The organism is Alienimonas sp. DA493 (assembly GCF_043951915.1).
In the GTDB taxonomy this organism is placed as follows: Bacteria; Planctomycetota; Planctomycetia; order Planctomycetales; family Planctomycetaceae; genus Alienimonas.
Genome location: NZ_JBINJD010000001.1, coordinates 55277 through 70796 on the forward strand (window position 1 = coordinate 55277; position 15520 = coordinate 70796).

14 protein-coding genes are annotated in these 15520 nt (G+C 70.9%); 9 read left to right on the forward strand and 5 right to left on the reverse strand.

What is annotated here, in order from left to right:
• Window positions 1-21 precede the first annotated feature (21 nt).
• Together ACG2DA_RS00265 and ACG2DA_RS00270 are read left to right on the forward strand one after the other, a co-directional pair.
• Complete coding sequence (locus ACG2DA_RS00265) at window positions 22-291, forward strand: hypothetical protein (RefSeq protein WP_395253447.1); 270 nt, start codon at window positions 22-24, stop codon at window positions 289-291.
• Between the two features lie 85 nt (window positions 292-376).
• The gene (locus ACG2DA_RS00270; protein ID WP_395253448.1) at window positions 377-1231 is read left to right on the forward strand and encodes a hypothetical protein; all 855 of its coding nucleotides are present in this window, start codon (window positions 377-379) and stop codon (window positions 1229-1231) included.
• Between the two features lie 49 nt (window positions 1232-1280).
• On the opposite strand, the gene ACG2DA_RS00275 is transcribed toward ACG2DA_RS00270, so the two are convergent.
• Together ACG2DA_RS00275 and ACG2DA_RS00280 are read right to left on the reverse strand one after the other, a co-directional pair.
• Window positions 1281-3146: an SNF2-related protein gene (locus ACG2DA_RS00275; protein WP_395253449.1), complete on the reverse strand. Its 1866-nt coding sequence runs from the start codon at window positions 3144-3146 to the stop codon at window positions 1281-1283.
• Window positions 3146-3685, reverse strand: coding sequence for a hypothetical protein (locus ACG2DA_RS00280; protein WP_395253450.1), 540 nt, complete (start codon window positions 3683-3685; stop codon window positions 3146-3148). The genes ACG2DA_RS00275 and ACG2DA_RS00280 overlap by 1 nt, the downstream gene beginning before the upstream one ends.
• Before the next feature lie 186 nt (window positions 3686-3871).
• On the opposite strand from ACG2DA_RS00280, the gene ACG2DA_RS00285 reads away from it, so the two are divergent.
• Window positions 3872-5146 carry a phenylacetate--CoA ligase family protein gene (locus ACG2DA_RS00285; RefSeq protein WP_395253451.1) on the forward strand — a complete coding sequence of 425 codons (1275 nt, stop codon included), beginning with the start codon at window positions 3872-3874 and terminating at the stop codon, window positions 5144-5146.
• 95 nt (window positions 5147-5241) lie between these two features.
• Here ACG2DA_RS00285 and ACG2DA_RS00290 read toward each other — a convergent pair whose 3' ends face one another.
• Together ACG2DA_RS00290 and ACG2DA_RS00295 are read right to left on the reverse strand one after the other, a co-directional pair.
• A complete protein-coding gene (locus tag ACG2DA_RS00290; protein ID WP_395253452.1) occupies window positions 5242-5694 on the reverse strand; it encodes a heavy-metal-associated domain-containing protein in 453 nt (150 codons plus the stop codon).
• A 115-nt stretch (window positions 5695-5809) separates the two neighbouring features.
• Complete coding sequence (locus ACG2DA_RS00295) at window positions 5810-7171, reverse strand: homoserine dehydrogenase (RefSeq protein WP_395253453.1); 1362 nt, start codon at window positions 7169-7171, stop codon at window positions 5810-5812.
• A gap of 131 nt (window positions 7172-7302) precedes the next feature.
• Here ACG2DA_RS00295 and ACG2DA_RS00300 point away from each other — a divergent pair, with 131 nt between their 5' ends.
• Genes ACG2DA_RS00300 through ACG2DA_RS00325 form a run of 6 tightly spaced genes read left to right on the forward strand, consistent with a single transcriptional unit; the run spans window position 7303 to window position 14873 of the window.
• The gene (locus tag ACG2DA_RS00300; RefSeq protein WP_395253454.1) at window positions 7303-8250 is read left to right on the forward strand and encodes a menaquinone biosynthetic enzyme MqnA/MqnD family protein; all 948 of its coding nucleotides are present in this window, start codon (window positions 7303-7305) and stop codon (window positions 8248-8250) included.
• Window positions 8247-9470, forward strand: a complete 1224-nt coding sequence (mqnC, locus tag ACG2DA_RS00305) for a cyclic dehypoxanthinyl futalosine synthase (protein ID WP_395253455.1) — start codon at window positions 8247-8249, stop codon at window positions 9468-9470. Before ACG2DA_RS00300 ends, mqnC begins: the two co-directional genes overlap by 4 nt.
• Window positions 9471-9496: 26 nt before the next feature.
• Window positions 9497-10366, forward strand: a complete 870-nt coding sequence (locus ACG2DA_RS00310; RefSeq protein ID WP_395253456.1) for a DUF4058 family protein — start codon at window positions 9497-9499, stop codon at window positions 10364-10366.
• A 48-nt stretch (window positions 10367-10414) separates the two neighbouring features.
• Window positions 10415-11212: an ATP-binding cassette domain-containing protein gene (locus ACG2DA_RS00315; protein ID WP_395253457.1), complete on the forward strand. Its 798-nt coding sequence runs from the start codon at window positions 10415-10417 to the stop codon at window positions 11210-11212.
• Window positions 11213-11235: 23 nt separating this feature from the next.
• Window positions 11236-13635 carry an ABC transporter permease subunit/CPBP intramembrane protease gene (locus ACG2DA_RS00320; protein WP_395253458.1) on the forward strand — a complete coding sequence of 800 codons (2400 nt, stop codon included), beginning with the start codon at window positions 11236-11238 and terminating at the stop codon, window positions 13633-13635.
• A complete protein-coding gene (locus tag ACG2DA_RS00325; RefSeq protein ID WP_395253459.1) occupies window positions 13632-14873 on the forward strand; it encodes an amidohydrolase family protein in 1242 nt (413 codons plus the stop codon). The genes ACG2DA_RS00320 and ACG2DA_RS00325 overlap by 4 nt, the downstream gene beginning before the upstream one ends.
• 30 nt (window positions 14874-14903) lie before the next feature.
• Here ACG2DA_RS00325 and ACG2DA_RS00330 read toward each other — a convergent pair whose 3' ends face one another.
• Window positions 14904-15428 carry an FHA domain-containing protein gene (locus ACG2DA_RS00330; protein ID WP_395253460.1) on the reverse strand — a complete coding sequence of 175 codons (525 nt, stop codon included), beginning with the start codon at window positions 15426-15428 and terminating at the stop codon, window positions 14904-14906.
• Between the last annotated feature and the right edge of the window lie 92 nt (window positions 15429-15520).

Consider the following 15520-nt stretch of genomic DNA (forward strand, 5'->3'; position numbering starts at 1 on the left):
CCGCCCCCGCCGGAGCCGGTCATGCTGAAGATCGAAGACGACGCCGAACGGTTCGACCTCCGCGACGAGCCGGAGGAGGAGTCCCGCCCCGACGTCGAGGAGACGTTGGAGCGCCTCCGCGAGACGCTCACGCACGACATGGTCGTCCGGGCCTACACCTCCGCCCACGGCGAGCCGCCGACGGCCGACGAGGCGGAGGAGTACCGCGAGGTTCTCGTCGGCGAGGCCTACAACGCCGGCATCTCCGACTGGTCCGAACCCGGCGTCGACGACTTCCTCGACTGGGACTGAGCCCGTCAACGCCGCCTCCGGCCCGACGCTCCTCGTCGCCAACTTCGACTTCGACGACCGGCTCGCCAAGCCGGCGCTGACGACGTTGCCGAAGCCCCTGCGGGCGATCAACGCCCGCCTCGCCCCGCTGCTGCAAGGCCTCTGCGGCCCGGACGACACCGTCGCCGTCCCCGGCGATTGGGTGGCGGACGCCGGCCGGTTCGAGCGGGTCGAACCGTGGGGCGTGGAGCCGCACGTCCTCGGCTGGCTGAGGCTGATCAGCGTGCGGGACGAGGCGCTACGAGCCCTGCCGGGTCCGGCGGGCGTTAGGTTCGTGAACGGGCGACGGTGGCAGTTTGAAGAAGAAAAGCGACTCGATGTTGCATCCAAAGATCAACGTCTCATTGAACCTCGCCGACATCCCTCTGACTTCACATACCTCTGGTTCGACAAGTGGATGGAACTCGGGGCCGGGATGGGCCGGGCGACTCGGTCCGGGCGGTGCGTCGTAAAGACCGAGTTCGGCGGGAGCGGCCGGGGCGTCCGCGTGGTGGACGACAAGAACTTCGAGGCGATCCACGCTTGGGGCGACCGTCTGCTCGATCGAGAACAGCCGCTCTTCGTGGAGCCGTTCGACGACGCCGACGCCGAGCTCAGCGCCCACCTCACCGTAACCGACGATGGCGTGATGTTCGACGGCCTCTGTTCCCTCCGCTCCACGCCGAAGGGACAGTTCGAGAGCGTCGAACCTCTCTTCGACCCGCCGCCGGCGCTCCTCGATGTCCGGCCGGTCTGGGAAGCCGTCGCGGAGCGGGCGCGGGCGGACGGGTATCGCGGGCCGCTGGGCATCGACGCGGCGGTGAAGGACGGCGTCGTCGTCCGCCCGATCCGCGACGTGAACGCCCGCTGGACGATGGGGCGGATCGCCCTCGTCACCGGGCGGGAGGTGCGCAACCCGTAACGCGTTCGTAACGCCGAGGCCCCGCGGGGCCTCGGCGTTACGCTTGAGCTCACGCCGCCATGCGGAGGGGGCCATCGAGCTTCTCCTTGCCGGGCACCTGCAAATCGAACAGCCCGAAGATGTCCTTGGCCTTCCAGCCGAGGTTCTCGCGTTCGCTGTCCGCCTCGCCGAGCACAGCTTGGAAGATGTCCCGCTTCTCCTGGAGTACCTTGTCGATCCGCTCCTCCACGGTGTCGGAGCAGATGTACTTGGTGACGACCACCTTGTTCTTCACCCCGACCCGGTGGGCGCGGTTGATCGCCTGATCCTCGATCGCCGGGTTCCACCAGCGGTCGTAGAGGAACACGTACCCGGCGAACTGCAGGTTCAGGCCGACGGCCCCGGTGCCGTAGCTCATCAGGATGATGTGCTTGTCCGGGTCGTTCTTGAATTCCGCGAGGATCGGCTCCCGCTGCTTGTGGGGGATGCCGCCGTGGTAGATCAGCGGGTTGGACTGCGGCACGCGCTGCTTGAGATGGCCGTCGATCCAGTCGATCGTCTTCGTCCACTGGCTGAACAGGATCGCCTTGCCGCCGCTGGCGCTGATCTCCTCCATGTCGCTGCACAGGGCGTCCAGCTTGCAGGACTGCTCCGTCAGCGGGTCGTAGTTGGCGATCTGTTTGAGCCGCATGACGAGTTCCATCGCCCCGCTGACGGTCACGTCGTCGCCCATCTCCTTCAGGCGCACGACCCCGTCCTTCTCCGCCGTGTGGTAGGCCGTCTGCTGGGCGGGGGCGAGTTCGAGGTACTCCGTGCGGTCCAGCCGCGGCGGCATGTCCGGGTGCACGAGGTCCTTGGAGCGCCGCAGGATGTGGTTCTCGGAGATGACCCGCAGCCGATTGAGGTCCGCGTCCTCGTCCTTCTCCAGCGGGCCGAGGAAGCGGTAGAGGTTCACCAACTCGTCCGGCCGGTTTTCGATCGGCGTGCCGGTGAGGGCCCAGGACCGGCCGCGGGGGACGCTACCGATAATCTTGTTGGTGACGGACTCCCCGTTCTTGATCCGCTGGGCCTCGTCCAGCACGACGAGATCAAACCGCGGCCGGTCTCCGTCGCCCTCGCCGGGGCTGCCGTCGGCCTTGGGGGGCGGACCGAGATCCACCCAGTCGCGGGTGATCTTCTCGTAGTTCGTCAGCAGCACGGGGACGCCGGGCTGGGTCCAGGCCTCCTTGCGCTTCTCCCAGTTGCCCTCGATCGTGTGAACGGGGATCTCCTCCGCCCAGAAGGCGAACTCCCGCTGCCAGTTAGGAATCAACGGCTTGGGGCAGATCAGCAGCACCCGCCGGACCTGCCCGCTGCGCAGGAGCAGGCGAATCGCGGTGATCGTCTGCATCGTCTTGCCGAGGCCCATCTCGTCCGCCAGCAGGGCGCTGTCGTGGCTGAACAGCCAGGCGATGCCTTGATACTGGTACGGGAACGGCTCGAACGGCATGTGCAGGTCCTGCCCGGCGAGCAGTTCCTCCAACGGCGGCTGGAGCATGTAGAACAGCCGGTCGCTCAGCGCGAGCGTCTCGCTCGGCGGGCGCAGCCGGGTCCGCTTGCCCGGCTTGCGGGGCGGGGCGTCCGGTTTATGGAGCTTCGGCTTGGGCGGCTCTAGCAGGGGCACGCCCTCCGGAAAGGTCAGCTTGACCGTCATCACCCGCGGCGGCTTCGGCCGCCAGCGCGACGCCAGTTCCACCTCCGGCTGGAGCGGAATCGGCCGGGTCTCGAACCGCGGCGCCCGACCCAGCGAGGGGTTCATCCCGGACGGATGGATCGAAGCCGTCAGCGGGGCGAACAGCGAGCGCACCTCCGGCGCAGGGATCGGCTCCGGACGGTCGGCGGCGGCACCGTCGGCGGGTTGAGCCGCGGCGGGGGGCAGCGGGGCGGAATCCGTCATCAAGCGGCCACCGACTTACAGGTCTCCGAGAGCGCCTCGCGAACGCGCTCGAACGGCTCGCTGAGGTCCGCGTGCTCCGGGATGCGGTCGCGGCGCTCGGAGACGAACTCCCGGTCGCCGCCGTGGGCCGGGTGGAAGTGCAGCGTGCGACAGCCCAGCGACAGGGCCGAGCCGCCGGACGGGCCGGCGTTGTGGCTCGCGGGCGGCGCGTCCTTCTCGTCCCCCTCCACCCGCGCAACCGGGCGGTCGACGTGCGGCCGCAGCGAAAGCATCGCCGGGCTCTCGCAGAGGATCAGGTTCGGCTTCACGCCGGCCTTCTTGACCAGCGTGCCGCCGATGACCTCGCCGAGCAGGTAGGGGACGAGGGTCGGCCCGTAGAGGATCTGCTGGGTGCGGTCGGGACGCACCGGGGTGGTGCACTGGAACTCCAGCGGCCGGCCGAGGCGGTCGGTCATGAGCAAACCGCCGACGTGCCCGCCGCCCGGCAGGTCGACGGCCGTGAGAAAACCGAGCGTGAGTGTCTCGTCCGCCTTTGCCATCGCGGTGTCCGTCCGTGTCCCAATTCGAATTTCGCGGGCCGATCCGTGGCCGCCGGGGTGGGATCGTCGGGGCGGGGGCCGCCGCTTGAGTCGCTCCGTGCGAGTCCGCACAGGCTCCGGGTTCGCCCGGCGTCGCCGGAGCGGGCAGAATCGGGTTCGCCTCCCGCCGACGCCCGCCCGCCGCCGATGCCCGCCGCCCCTTTTCCCGCCCGTGAGGAGATCGAACGGGAGCAGTCCGCCAAGCTGCGAACTCTGCTGACGGAGGCCGTCCCCCGCAGCCCGTTCTGGTCCGCGAAACTGGCGGGGATCGACCTGTCCGCGATCCGCTCCGCCGCCGATCTGGTGTCGCTGCCGCTCTGCACGAAGCAGGAACTGGTCGAGGATCAGGCGGCGAACCCGCCGTTCGGCACCGTGCTGACACGGCCGGCGGCCGAGTACAACCGCATCCACCAGACCAGCGGCACGACCGGCGAGCCGCTGCGCTGGCTGGACGACGCCGACAGCTGGGCGTGGTTCGGCCGCTGCTGGGAGGAGATCTACCGCCTTGCCGGGCTGACCGCGGAGGACCGTCTGTTCTTCCCCTTCAGCTTCGGGCCGTTCATCGGCTTCTGGGCCGCGTTCGACGCCGCCTCCCGCCAGGGCCGGTTCACGATCGCCGGCGGGGGGATGAGCAGCGAGGGCCGGCTGCGGCTGATCTCGACCGTTACCCCCACGGTCGTCGGCTGCACGCCGACCTACGCCCTGCGGCTGGCAGAAGTCGCCGAGGCGACCGGCTACGACCTCCCGGGGTGCAGCGTGCGCAAACTGTTCGTGGCCGGAGAGCCCGGCGGGGCGATTCCCGAGGTGCGGGACCGCATCGAGGAGGCGTGGGGGGCGACGGTGTTCGACCAGTGGGGCATGACGGAGCTCGGCTCCGTCACCGCCGTGGCGGAGGGCGATCGGGAAGCGATCTACGTACTCGACCGGGAGTTCGTCGCGGAGATCCTCGATCCGGAGTCCCAGCGGCCCGTCGCCCCGGGCGACACCGGCGAACTGGTGGTGACGAACCTCGGCCGGCTCTCTTCCCCGCTGATCCGCTACCGCACCGGCGATCTGGTGCGACGATCCGCGGGCCCCTCCCCGATCGGCCTGCCGTACACGCGGCTGGAGGGCGGCATCCTGAGCCGACTGGACGACATGGTGACGATCCGCGGCAACAACGTGTTCCCCAGTGCCGTCGACGCGGTGCTGCGGACGCTCGACGGCGTGGCCGAGTATCGCGTCACCGTGACGACGGCCCGCGCGATGCCGCACCTGCGGATTCAGATCGAACCCGCCGAGCAGGTCGCCCCCGCCGACCTGCTGCCCCGCGTGCACAAAGCGGTCAAGGAACGACTGAACTTCACCGCGGAGATCGTCCCTGCCGCGACCGGCGAACTGCCCCGCTTCGAAATGAAGGGCCGCCGCTGGGTGCGGGGCTGAAGGGTCTGCGGTTCTAAGGCGCCCATGCGAAGCGCCCGCCGGTCCGAGGGACCGGCGGGCGTCTGCAGTGTCGGTCGGCGAAAGCCAGGCCCGACTCAGATCATCACGTTTTCGACGGGGAAGTTCTTGGCGGCGAGGGCCTTCTTGGCGGCTTCCAGGTCGAAGCCCTTGCCGGCCTTGAACTTGACGGTGTGGGTGGGGACGTCGGTCTCGATGTCGGAGACGCCTTCCAGCTCCGCCAGGGTGTTCTGCACCGCGGGGGCGCAGGAGATCGGGCAGTTCATGTCCGGCACGGTGAAGGTCACCGGCCCCTCGTAGGAGACCAGCGTGGCGGCGGCGTCGCTGCCCAGAGCGGCGCTGCTGCCGCTCTCCACGGCGCTGCCGCTCTCGACGTCCACGTCGCCGTCGACCGGGGCGACCGGGGCGACGGGATCCTCCGGAGCCACGACGTCGGCGTCGTCTTCCGGGGCGCAGCCGACGACGGCGAGCGGCAGGCAGAGCAGGGCGGCGAACGGGATCAGACGCTTCATGTCGAGGGGGTGGGCCAAATCGGGGGGAGGAGGGCCGCCGCATCGGTGAGTCGGCGGCCGTGGGCGGGGGATTGTACCGCACTCGGCGGCTCGAAACACCGCTTCGCCGGAGAGCCGCCGAAGCGGCGCCGGCTCAGTCGGCGACCAGCATCACGACCGGCTCGCCCCGCAGGCTTTCCAGCTTGCCCCAGCGTTCCGCCGCCGCCCGCAGGCGGCCGCCGGAGGTGCGATGCGTCATCACCACGACCGACACCTCGGCGGGCTCGCCGTCCTCGTCGGCGTCGGCGGACTCGGGCGAGGCGTGCTGGATGATGCTGGCGAGGCTGATGCCGGACGAGCCGAGAATGTCCGCCAAGTCCGCGAAAACGTGGGGGCGATCCTCCACGCGGAACCGCAGGTAGAACCGGCTGACGAGTTCGTCCGCGGGCACCGCCCGCAGCTCGCCGGAGGGCGGCACGGACTGGAACGGCGCCCGTCCGGCGGCGATGGCCAGCAGGTCGGCCAGCGCCGCGGAGGCGGTCGGCTCCCGCCCCGCCCCCGGGCCGGCGAACCAGGCGTCGCCCACCAGGTCGCCGCGGACGGCGACGACGTTCATCGGCCCGTTGATGTTGGCGACCGCGTCCGTTCGCCGCACCAGCGTCGGACGAACCGACATTTCCAGCCCCCGCTCGGTGCGTTTGGCCACCGCCAACAGCTTCACCGCACAGCCGAGTTCCTCGGCGAAGGCGAGGTCTTCGGCGGAGAGCACGTCGATGCCGCCGAGGGAGACGTCCCCGAACGTCACCTCCGCTCCGAACGCCAGCCGGGAGAGGATGACGAGCTTCTGGGCCGCATCGGTGCCGTCCACGTCCATCGACGGATCGGCCTCGGCGTAGCCGCGCTCCTGCGCCTCGGCGAGGGCGTCCGCGTAGCTGGCGCCGGTGTCCGCCATCCGGGAGAGGAGGAAGTTGCTGGTCCCGTTCAGGATCGCCCGAATCCCGGTGATCCGGTTGGCGGCGAGCGATTCCGTCAGGCCGGCGACGATCGGCACCCCGCCGGCGACGGCGGCTTCGTAGCGGATCATGCGGCCGCACTCGGCGGCGAGGGCCAGCAGCTCCGGACCGCGTTCGCAGATCAGGGCCTTATTGGCGGTCACGACATGCTTGCCGGCCCTGAGCAGATCGCGGCAGAGTTCGAAGGCCCGGGGCACGCCGCCGATCAGTTCGACGCCGATCGCCACCTCCGGGTCTTCCACGGCCCGTCGCATGTCGTCGTGCAACACGCCGGGGGGCAGGTCGATGCCGCGGTCCTTCGTCAGATCGCGCACGACCGCGTGCTTGAGGATCAGCGGCGGGCCGGCGGCGAGCGTCTGCGGGTGGCGGAGCAGGCGCTCCGCGACGCCGCCGCCCACGGTGCCCAAACCGAACAGGGCGACGCCCATCGGCTCGGCGGTCGGCCCGCCGGGGGCTTTCGACGCCGACGAGGAGGGGGCGGGGACGGCGTCCGGATTCGACATGGGGCGGGTCGGGAACTTCTTGAGACGGGGCGGGGTGAAGTGGCGGGCGGCCGGACGGTTTCTCCCCTACGTTCCCCGCTTCCACAAGTCCGCCCCGGTTTCGGCCGGCCGCCCCCGTCCCCGACGAGCCCATGTCCGCGTCCGCCGCCGCCCCGCCGCCGGGTCCGCGGGTGGGCGGGGTGGTCTATCTGAACAGCCGCCCGCTGATCGAAGGGCTGCGAAAGGAAGAGGTCCTGGGCGATCGGGTGACGCTGGACCACCCCAGCCGCCTCGCCGACGGCCTCCGCACCGGCGCTTACGACGCGGCCCTGGTGCCGAGCGTCGCGGCCCTCGGCACCCCCGGGGCGACGATCCTGTCCGACGCCTGCGTCGCCGCCCGCGGCCCGGTGCGGAGCGTGAAGCTGTTCTTCCGCGTGCCGCCGGGGGAAGTGCGTTCGCTGGCGTTGGACGAAGGCTCCCGCACGAGCGCCGCCCTGTCACGGGTGCTGCTCGCCGAACGGTTCGGCGTGGAGCCCGCGCTTCTCCCGCTGCCGGTCGCCCGGAGCGGCTCGCCTCGGGCCGCCGCGGACGCCGTCGCCGACACGCCCGCCGACGCCGTGCTGCTGATCGGCGACCGGGCGATGGTCGACCCGCCGGACCGGCGCACCGGCCGGCCCTTCGCGGCGGTCTGGGACCTGGGACAGGTCTGGAACGAGTGGACCGGGCTGCCGTTCGTGTTCGCCGCCTGGGCCGCCCGGCCGAGGTTGGGGGAGACGATGAGCGCTCGGTTGGCACGGCAGTTCTCGGAGAGCCGGGACGCCGGCCTGAACGACCTGGAGCGGATCGCCGCCGTCGCCGGGCCGCCGTTGGGGCTGACGGCGGCGGACGCGGCCGATTACCTCAGCCGCAACCTGCACTTCACCCTCGGCCCGGCGGAGCGGGCCGGGCTCAACCTGTACTGCGAACTCTGCGTGCGGAACGGTCTGCTGCCGAAGCAGGCCCGTCCGGCGTACGCTGCCGCCCCGTCGCCGCGTCCGGTCCGCCTCGCGCCCCCGCCGACCCGCGCCGCCACGCCTGAACCTCTGCGAGTGACTCGATGAAAACCGTCGCCCCCACGGCCCCCCAACGCTTCGAGAAGAGCGTGCGCAACGAGCGTTCGACCGCGGACATTCTCGCGCGAACGCTCGACGGCCAGCGGCTCAGCGACGACGACGCTCTCGCCCTGCTGCGGTCGCACGACCTGACGGCCCTCGGGACCGCGGCCGACGAAGTGTCGCGGCGGCTGAACCCGGGCCCGTTCCGCACGTTCAACATCGACCGGAACATCAACTACACGAACGCCTGCACGGCGGTCTGTCACTTCTGCGCCTTCTATCGGAACCCGAAAAGCGACGAAGTCTACGTCCTTCCCCGGGCCAAACTGCTGGAGAAGATCGAGGAGACGGTCGCCCTCGGCGGGGAGCAAATCCTGCTCCAGGGCGGACTGCACCCGAAGTTCAAGCTGGACTGGTACGAGGAGATGCTGCGGGACATCAAATCCGCCTTCCCGCAGGTGAACGTCCACGGCTTCAGCCCGCCGGAGATCCATCACTTCACCAAGGTGAACAAGCTCCCGCTGCGGACCGTGTTGGAGCGGTTGAAGGAGGCGGGGCTCGGCTCGCTGCCGGGCGGGGGGGCGGAGATTCTGGTGGACCGCGTCCGCGACGTGCTGACCCGCGGGAAGGTGAACACCGACGACTGGCTGAACGTCTGCCGCATCTGGCACGAACTCGGCGGCGTCGGCTCGGCCACGATGATGTTCGGCCACGTCGAAACCTTGGCCGAGCGGGTCGAGCACCTTCGCCGCATTCGGGAGTTGCAGGACGAAACCGGCGGGTTCATGGCGTTCATCTGCTGGACGTTCCAGCCGGACCACACCGACCTGTCGCACATCCCGCCGGCCGGGGCGTTCGAGTACCTCAAGACGCAGGCGGTCGCCCGGCTCTATCTCGATAACGTCCCGCATATCCAATCGAGCTGGGTCACGCAGGGCGAGAAGACCGGCGGCATGGCCCTCTGGTTTGGGGCCGATGATATGGGCTCGTTGATGATCGAGGAGAACGTCGTTGCCGAGGCCGGCACGGTGCACCACCTCACCTTGGAGCAGATGAAGCGCGCGATCCGCGAACGCGGCTACATCCCCCGCCAGCGCAACGTGAAGTACGAACTGATCGACGAATGGGAGGAGGGTTGGCCGGAGGGCCGCAGCACGCTGCGGCCGCCGGCGCCGCGGGCGGACGACGACGCGGGGACCTCGGGCACTCTCACTGTGCTAAACTGACGGCCCCTCGTCCGCAGGCCCCTGTCATGCCCGGCCCGTTTCCCGGATTCGACCCGTTTCTTGAGAACGAGTGGGAGGACGTCCATGCGGCGTTGATCGGGGCCGTTCGTGCGCAGCTCAATGAGCGCCTGCCGCCCGATCTGGTCTGCCGCGCGGAAAAGAGCGTGCAACTCCTCGGCGGCGATCCGGACGGCGGGCCGCGCTGGGTCCGACCCGATGATTTCGTCGCGGTCGCCAGTCCGTCCGGCAGTGCGGAAGGCTCCGCGGGTTCCGCCGTGCTCGCGCAGTCCGAGACGTATACCGTCGCCCCAGAGACGCAGGTTCACAAGTGGCTCGAAGTCCGCGACGTCGGCGGGAACGAGGTCGTCACCACAATCGAACTGCTGAGTCCGGCGAACAAAACGGGGCGGGAGCGGGAGCGGTTTCGGGAGAAGCAACGGGACCTCGTCGAGGCGGGCGTCTCGCTGGTGGAGATCGACCTCCTCCGACGCGGGCTGTGGGCGCTCTACCCGGCGGAGGACGCCGTGCCGGAGGCGTATCGGGAGCCCTACCGGCTATGCAGCACGGAGGTTCAGTTCGGCAAGCCGCGGTCGACGTTCACCCGCGTCCGTCTCCGCGAACCATTGCCGGCGATCCCGGTCCCGCTGCGGGCGGACGAAGAGCCGGTCGCGCTCGAACTGCAACCGCTGATCGATCGCGTCTGGGGGGAGGGTCGGTACGGCAACCATTACCGCGGCGACGCGCCGCCGTTCCCCCCCGAGGACGCCGCCTGGGTGGCGGAGCGGGTGCGGGAGTGGGGCGAACGGGCCGGTTCAGCGGGTCCGTCGGGTGCGAAGGAGCCGGAAAAGGCGGCGCCCGATCGGCCGCCGCCGACCGGCTCACCGCGGGCGGGCTAGGGTGACGAACCGCCCGCTCGTCGAAGCTCCGTCGTCCGCGTTCGCCGCATGATCTCCGTCCGTGACCTCTCGAAGAGCTTCGACGTCCTCTCCGGCGGCCGCGTCGTCGCGTTGGAGGGGGTGAGCTTCGAGGTACGGCCGGGTGAGATCTTCGGCCTGCTCGGTCCGAACGGGGCGGGGAAGAGCACCTGCCTGCGGATTCTCTCCACTGTGCTCCAGCCGACCGGCGGCTCGGCCACCGTCGCCGGCTACGACGTGCTCCGCGATCCGGCGGAGGTGCGGCGGTCGATCGGCTTCCTCTCCAACAACACCGGCCTCTACGACCGGATGACGGCCTGGGAGCTGGTCGAATACTTCGGTCGCCTGCACGGCCTGGAGGGCAACGCATTGGAGCGACGGATGACGGAGGTTTTCGAAACCCTCCGCATGACCGACTTCAGCGACTCGCTCTGCTCCCGCATGAGCACCGGCCAGCGGCAGAAGGTCTCGATCGCTCGCGCCCTGGTGCACGACCCGCCGGCGCTGATCTTCGACGAACCGACCGCCGGGCTGGACGTGCTCGTCGCCCGGGCGGTGCTGAACACCGTGGCCGCCCTGCGGGACGCCGGGAAGTGCATCATTTTCTCCACCCACATCATGAGGGAGGTGGAAAAGCTCTGCGATCGGGTCGCCGTGATTCACCGCGGCCGCATTCTCGATCAGGGCCCGCTGCCGGAGTTGGCCGCCCGACATGACGAACCGGACACCGAAGAGCTGTTCTTCAAGCTGATTGAAGAAGAGGAGGAGGCGGAGTTCGCCGGTCTCTCGAAGAGGCCGGCTCACGAGCCCCGCCCGCTCGCCGTTTGACCTGAACCCGAATCTCCCGGTCGATGACCTGGCGCAATACGAAACTGCTGTTCCTCCGGGAGGTGCGGGACCAGCTGCGCGATCGCCGCACGCTGTTCATGGTGGCGGTGCTCCCGGTGCTGCTCTATCCGGCCCTCGGGCTGGGAATGGTGCAGATGACGGTGCTTTTCCGCGAAGCCCCGCAGACGGTGGTGGTCCTCGGGGCGGAGTACCTGCCCGGGCCGGCGTTGATCGAGGAGGAACGCTTCGCCGCCGCGTGGTTCGACGATCCGGCCGCGGCGGACAAGGTGCGCGTCGTGACCGCGGCCGGACCGGCCGCGGGGACGGAGGAGGGCGCCGCCCTGCTGGACGCCGCCGAGGAGGTGCGGGCCGCCCACGAGCGGGCGACGCAGGCCGCGGAGGACCTCGAAGCCGCCCTCGCCGCCGGGGACGAGCGAAGGGCCCGGTCCCTGCGGGAACGGCTGCGAATCGCGGAGGCCAGCCGGGCGACCCGGTTTTCGGAGAGCGGCATCCAGACGCTGTTGCTCGTGCCGAAGTCGCTGGACGACCAAATCAAGGCCCTCAGCCGGCGCCTCACCGAGCGGGACGCCCCGCCGGAGCAGGCCGCGGGGCCGCTGCCGCGGCCGGTCGTGCTCCATGAAGACGCTGACGAACGGAGCCGGCTTGCCTACGGGCGGGTCGCCGGCGTGCTGCGGAACTGGGAGCGTGCGGTGCTGCGGGACCGGCTCGCCGAAGCCGGCCTGCCGGCCGATCTGCCGGCGCCGGTCGCCCCGCGGGGGCTCTCGCTCAGTCAGCCGGAGGAGCGGGCTGCCGGCGTGTGGAGCAAGCTGTTCCCGGCGCTGGTCGTGCTGATGACGATCAGCGGGGCGTTCTACCCCGCCGTCGATATGGCCGCCGGGGAGAAGGAACGCGGCACGATGGAAACCCTGCTGATCTGCCCGGCGAGCCGCGGGGAGATCGTCTGCGGAAAATTCCTCGCTGTGCTGACGTTCAGCCTGTGCACGGCAGGGCTCAACCTGTTCAGCGCCGGGCTGACGGGCGGGTACGTCGCCTCGCTGGCCGGGCCGGGAATGGCGGCGAACCTCGACGGCCTCGCCCCGCCGGCCCCGGCGGCGCTGGCCTGGGTCGGCCTGCTGATGGTCCCGCTGGCGGCGTTCTACTCCGCCCTCTGCCTGGCCCTGGCGACGTTCGCCAAGTCGAACAAGGAGGGGCAGTACTACCTCTACCCGATCCTGATGGTCTCCGTCGGGCTGACGGTGTTCTGCCTCAGCCCGCTGGTGGAGCTCACGCCGCTGTACGCCGTGCTGCCGGTGGTGAACGTCTCGCTGTTGCTCAAATCGCTCTTGGCCCCCGGCACGGCAGCCGCGGCGCTGCCGTACGTGCCGGTCGTGCTGCTCTCCAGCGTCGGCTACGCCGGCATGGCGCTGTGGTGGGCGGTCGAACAATTCAAGCGGGAGGACGTGCTGTTCCGGGAGGCTGAGCAGTTCAACGTGAAGGACTGGATCGCCCACCTGCTCCGCGAGAAAGAGCCGACGCCGACCTTCGGCGAGGCGGCCTTCGCCTTCGTGACCGTCCTCTTGTTGCAGTTCGCCATGATGGGCCCGATGCAGCGAGCTCTGGAGGCGGCCCCGCCGGGAACCGAGGGCGTGACCGCATTCCGGTTGGTCGTGATCCAGCAGCTCGTCACGGTCGCGTTCCCCGTGTTGGCGATGGGCGTGCTGCTGACGGCCAGCGTGCGGCGGACGTTCCGGTTCCGTCTGCCCAACCTCAAGCTGACGGCCGTCGCCGCCGCGTTGGCGTTCTGCCTGCAACCGCTGATCGGCGTGCTGACGCACTGGCTGACCGGCCGGTTCTTCCCCGAACCCCCGGCCGGCTACGCGGAGTTCGGCGCCACGATGGCCACCGTTCCGCTGCCGCTGGCCTTCCTGGCGGCGGCGATCGCCCCAGCGGTTTGCGAGGAACTGGCGTTCCGCGGGTTCCTGCTCAGCGGCTTCGCCCGGGCCCGGCGGCCGTGGTTGGCGGTGGGCCTCAGCGCCCTCGCCTTCGGCGTGGTGCACCTCGTGCCGCAACAGGTGTTCGCGGCGACGCTGGCCGGGCTGGTACTGGGCACGATTGCCTGGAAGGGCCGCAGCCTGTGGCCCTGCATCCTGTTCCACCTGATCTTCAACGGACAGCAGGTCCTGCTCGGCCGAGCGGAGGGAGGCGAGTTCGGCGCCCTCGGGAAGGGCGCGCACCGCCTGCTGTTCGACGCCGACGGCTACCGCCCCGTCGTGCTGGCCCTCTGCGGGGCCGGGACGGTCGCGCTGCTCATCTGGTTGTCCCGCTTCCGGCGGGAGGACGAACCGGCCGCGGACCGCCCGGCGACCGCTGAGTCCGCGGGGCGCTCCGCCGTGTTGAGTTCGACCGCCGCCGTGGTCGCGTGAGCGAACCCGCCGCCCCGCCGTCCGCCCTCACCGCCCGCTGGGTGGCGCCGATTGACGTCCCGCCGATTGCCGGCGGGACGGTCGAACTGACGCCGGACGGTCGCGTCGCCGCCGTCCACGACCGGCCGGACGCCCGCTCCGGGGCGGAGGACCTGGGCGACGTCGCGCTGCTGCCGGGGTTCGTGAACTGCCACACGCACCTGGAATTCAGCGACTTCGCCGCCCCCATCCCCGCGGCGGGAGCCTTTGCCGACTGGATCGCCGCCACGGTCGCCGCCCGTCGGGAGCGGCCCGGCGACCGCATGGACCGGGTGAACCGCGGATTGGCGGAGAGCCTCGCCGCGGGGGTGACGACGGTCGGGGAGATCGCCACCGGCGCCCCCGAGGCCGACGGGTGGAACGCCGCCCGCCTCCCCCCGCCGCACGCCCGGCCGGCGCTGGTCGCCTTCGGCGAACTGATCGCCCCCCGCGATCCCGTCGCCGCCCTGGACGCGGCCCGGGCCTTCCTGCAATCAGACGGCGATCCGCCCGATCTGATCCGCGGCCTCAGTCCGCATGCGCCGTACTCGGTGCACCCGGCCGTACCGACGCTGCTGGCCGCCTGTCCCGACACGGCCGCGGCGCCGTGGGCCGTTCATCTGCTGGAGACCTCGGAAGAAATCGACCTGTTGGCCAAGGGCCAAGGCCCGTTAGCGGCGGCGATGGAACGATTGGGGGCGACCCGGAGCGACTTCGGGGCGAACCGCCTGCGGCGGGACTATCTCGAACCGCTCGCCACGGCGGCCCGGGGGCTGATCGTGCACGGCAATCGGCTGACGCCGGCCGACCTCGACTGGCTCGCCGCCCCGGAGCGCCGGCATCTCAGCGTGATCTACTGCCCGCGGACGCACGCCCACTTCGGGCGCCCGCCGCACCCCTGGCTCGCCCTGCGGGAGGCCGGCGTGCGGGTCGCGCTCGGCACCGACGGCCGCGGCTCGAACCCGGACCTGTCGATCCTCGGCGAACTCCGGTTCCTGCACGCCCAATTTCCGAAGGTTCCCCCCGCCGACCTGCTCGCCCTGGGAACCCGCTGCGGGGCGGAGGCGTTGGGGGTCGGCGGCGGACGCCTGCGGGGCGGCGAACCGGCCGACCTGTGCGCCGTCCGTCCCGACGGGGCGAGCGGCGATCCCGCGGCGGACCTCCTGCATTCCGGCAGCCGCGTCGTCGCCGTGTGGCGGGCGGGGCGGCGGGTCGTCTGAGCGACGGCGCGATGGAGGCAAGCCGCGTCGTCAGGCCTTGCGGGCGGCGTAGCGGGCCCGGATGAGGGCCGAAGCTTGCTGGACGTATTCGTCCTCCGGTTCCGGCTCGGGTGGGGGCGGCGCCGGGTCCTGCGAATCCGCCGGGGCGGGGGGCGGTCCGCCGACGACCTGCGTCGGTTCGTCTTCCTCGGAGACCGTCCCCGGGGCGGGCGGGGGCACCAGCCAGGTGATGACCTCGCTCTCGCTGGCGGCGTCCGGGTCCGGCAGCAGGAATTGAATCGGGCCGACCCGCAACGTGTCGCCGGCCCCCATCACCGTGGGGACGCGGATCGCCCGACCGTTGATGTAGGTGCCGTTCCGACTCTTCAAATCCTCCGCAGTGACGACCTCCCGGCCGCCGGACAGGGCCACGGTGAGGCGGCAGTGCTGGCGGCTCACGTCCGGCGTCGCCAGGCGAATTGCGCACTGTCGATCGCGGCCGATCAGCGTCTGCCCGACGGCGAGCTTTAGACGACGGCCGCGATGCTTGCCGGAGTCGACGAGGAGGTCCGCCATCGGTGTCGCCGGAGGGGGGAAAAGGGGCGGAAACTCTGCCGGGGCAGGGGGAACGCCCGGTCCGGGGCGTCGACTCTGCGGGAAGCACTGTA

Coding starts and splice junctions, on each gene's coding strand:
- ACG2DA_RS00280 (WP_395253450.1), bottom strand. CDS start 3,685: ATGGCAAAGGCGGACGAGACACTCACGCTCGGTTTTCTCACGGCCGTC.
- ACG2DA_RS00310 (WP_395253456.1), top strand. CDS start 9,497: ATGCCCGGCCCGTTTCCCGGATTCGACCCGTTTCTTGAGAACGAGTGG.
- ACG2DA_RS00315 (WP_395253457.1), top strand. CDS start 10,415: ATGATCTCCGTCCGTGACCTCTCGAAGAGCTTCGACGTCCTCTCCGGC.
- ACG2DA_RS00275 (WP_395253449.1), bottom strand. CDS start 3,146: ATGACGGATTCCGCCCCGCTGCCCCCCGCCGCGGCTCAACCCGCCGAC.
- ACG2DA_RS00300 (WP_395253454.1), top strand. CDS start 7,303: ATGTCCGCGTCCGCCGCCGCCCCGCCGCCGGGTCCGCGGGTGGGCGGG.
- ACG2DA_RS00320 (WP_395253458.1), top strand. CDS start 11,236: ATGACCTGGCGCAATACGAAACTGCTGTTCCTCCGGGAGGTGCGGGAC.
- ACG2DA_RS00285 (WP_395253451.1), top strand. CDS start 3,872: ATGCCCGCCGCCCCTTTTCCCGCCCGTGAGGAGATCGAACGGGAGCAG.
- ACG2DA_RS00265 (WP_395253447.1), top strand. CDS start 22: ATGCTGAAGATCGAAGACGACGCCGAACGGTTCGACCTCCGCGACGAG.
- mqnC (WP_395253455.1), top strand. CDS start 8,247: ATGAAAACCGTCGCCCCCACGGCCCCCCAACGCTTCGAGAAGAGCGTG.
- ACG2DA_RS00330 (WP_395253460.1), bottom strand. CDS start 15,428: ATGGCGGACCTCCTCGTCGACTCCGGCAAGCATCGCGGCCGTCGTCTA.
- ACG2DA_RS00295 (WP_395253453.1), bottom strand. CDS start 7,171: ATGTCGAATCCGGACGCCGTCCCCGCCCCCTCCTCGTCGGCGTCGAAA.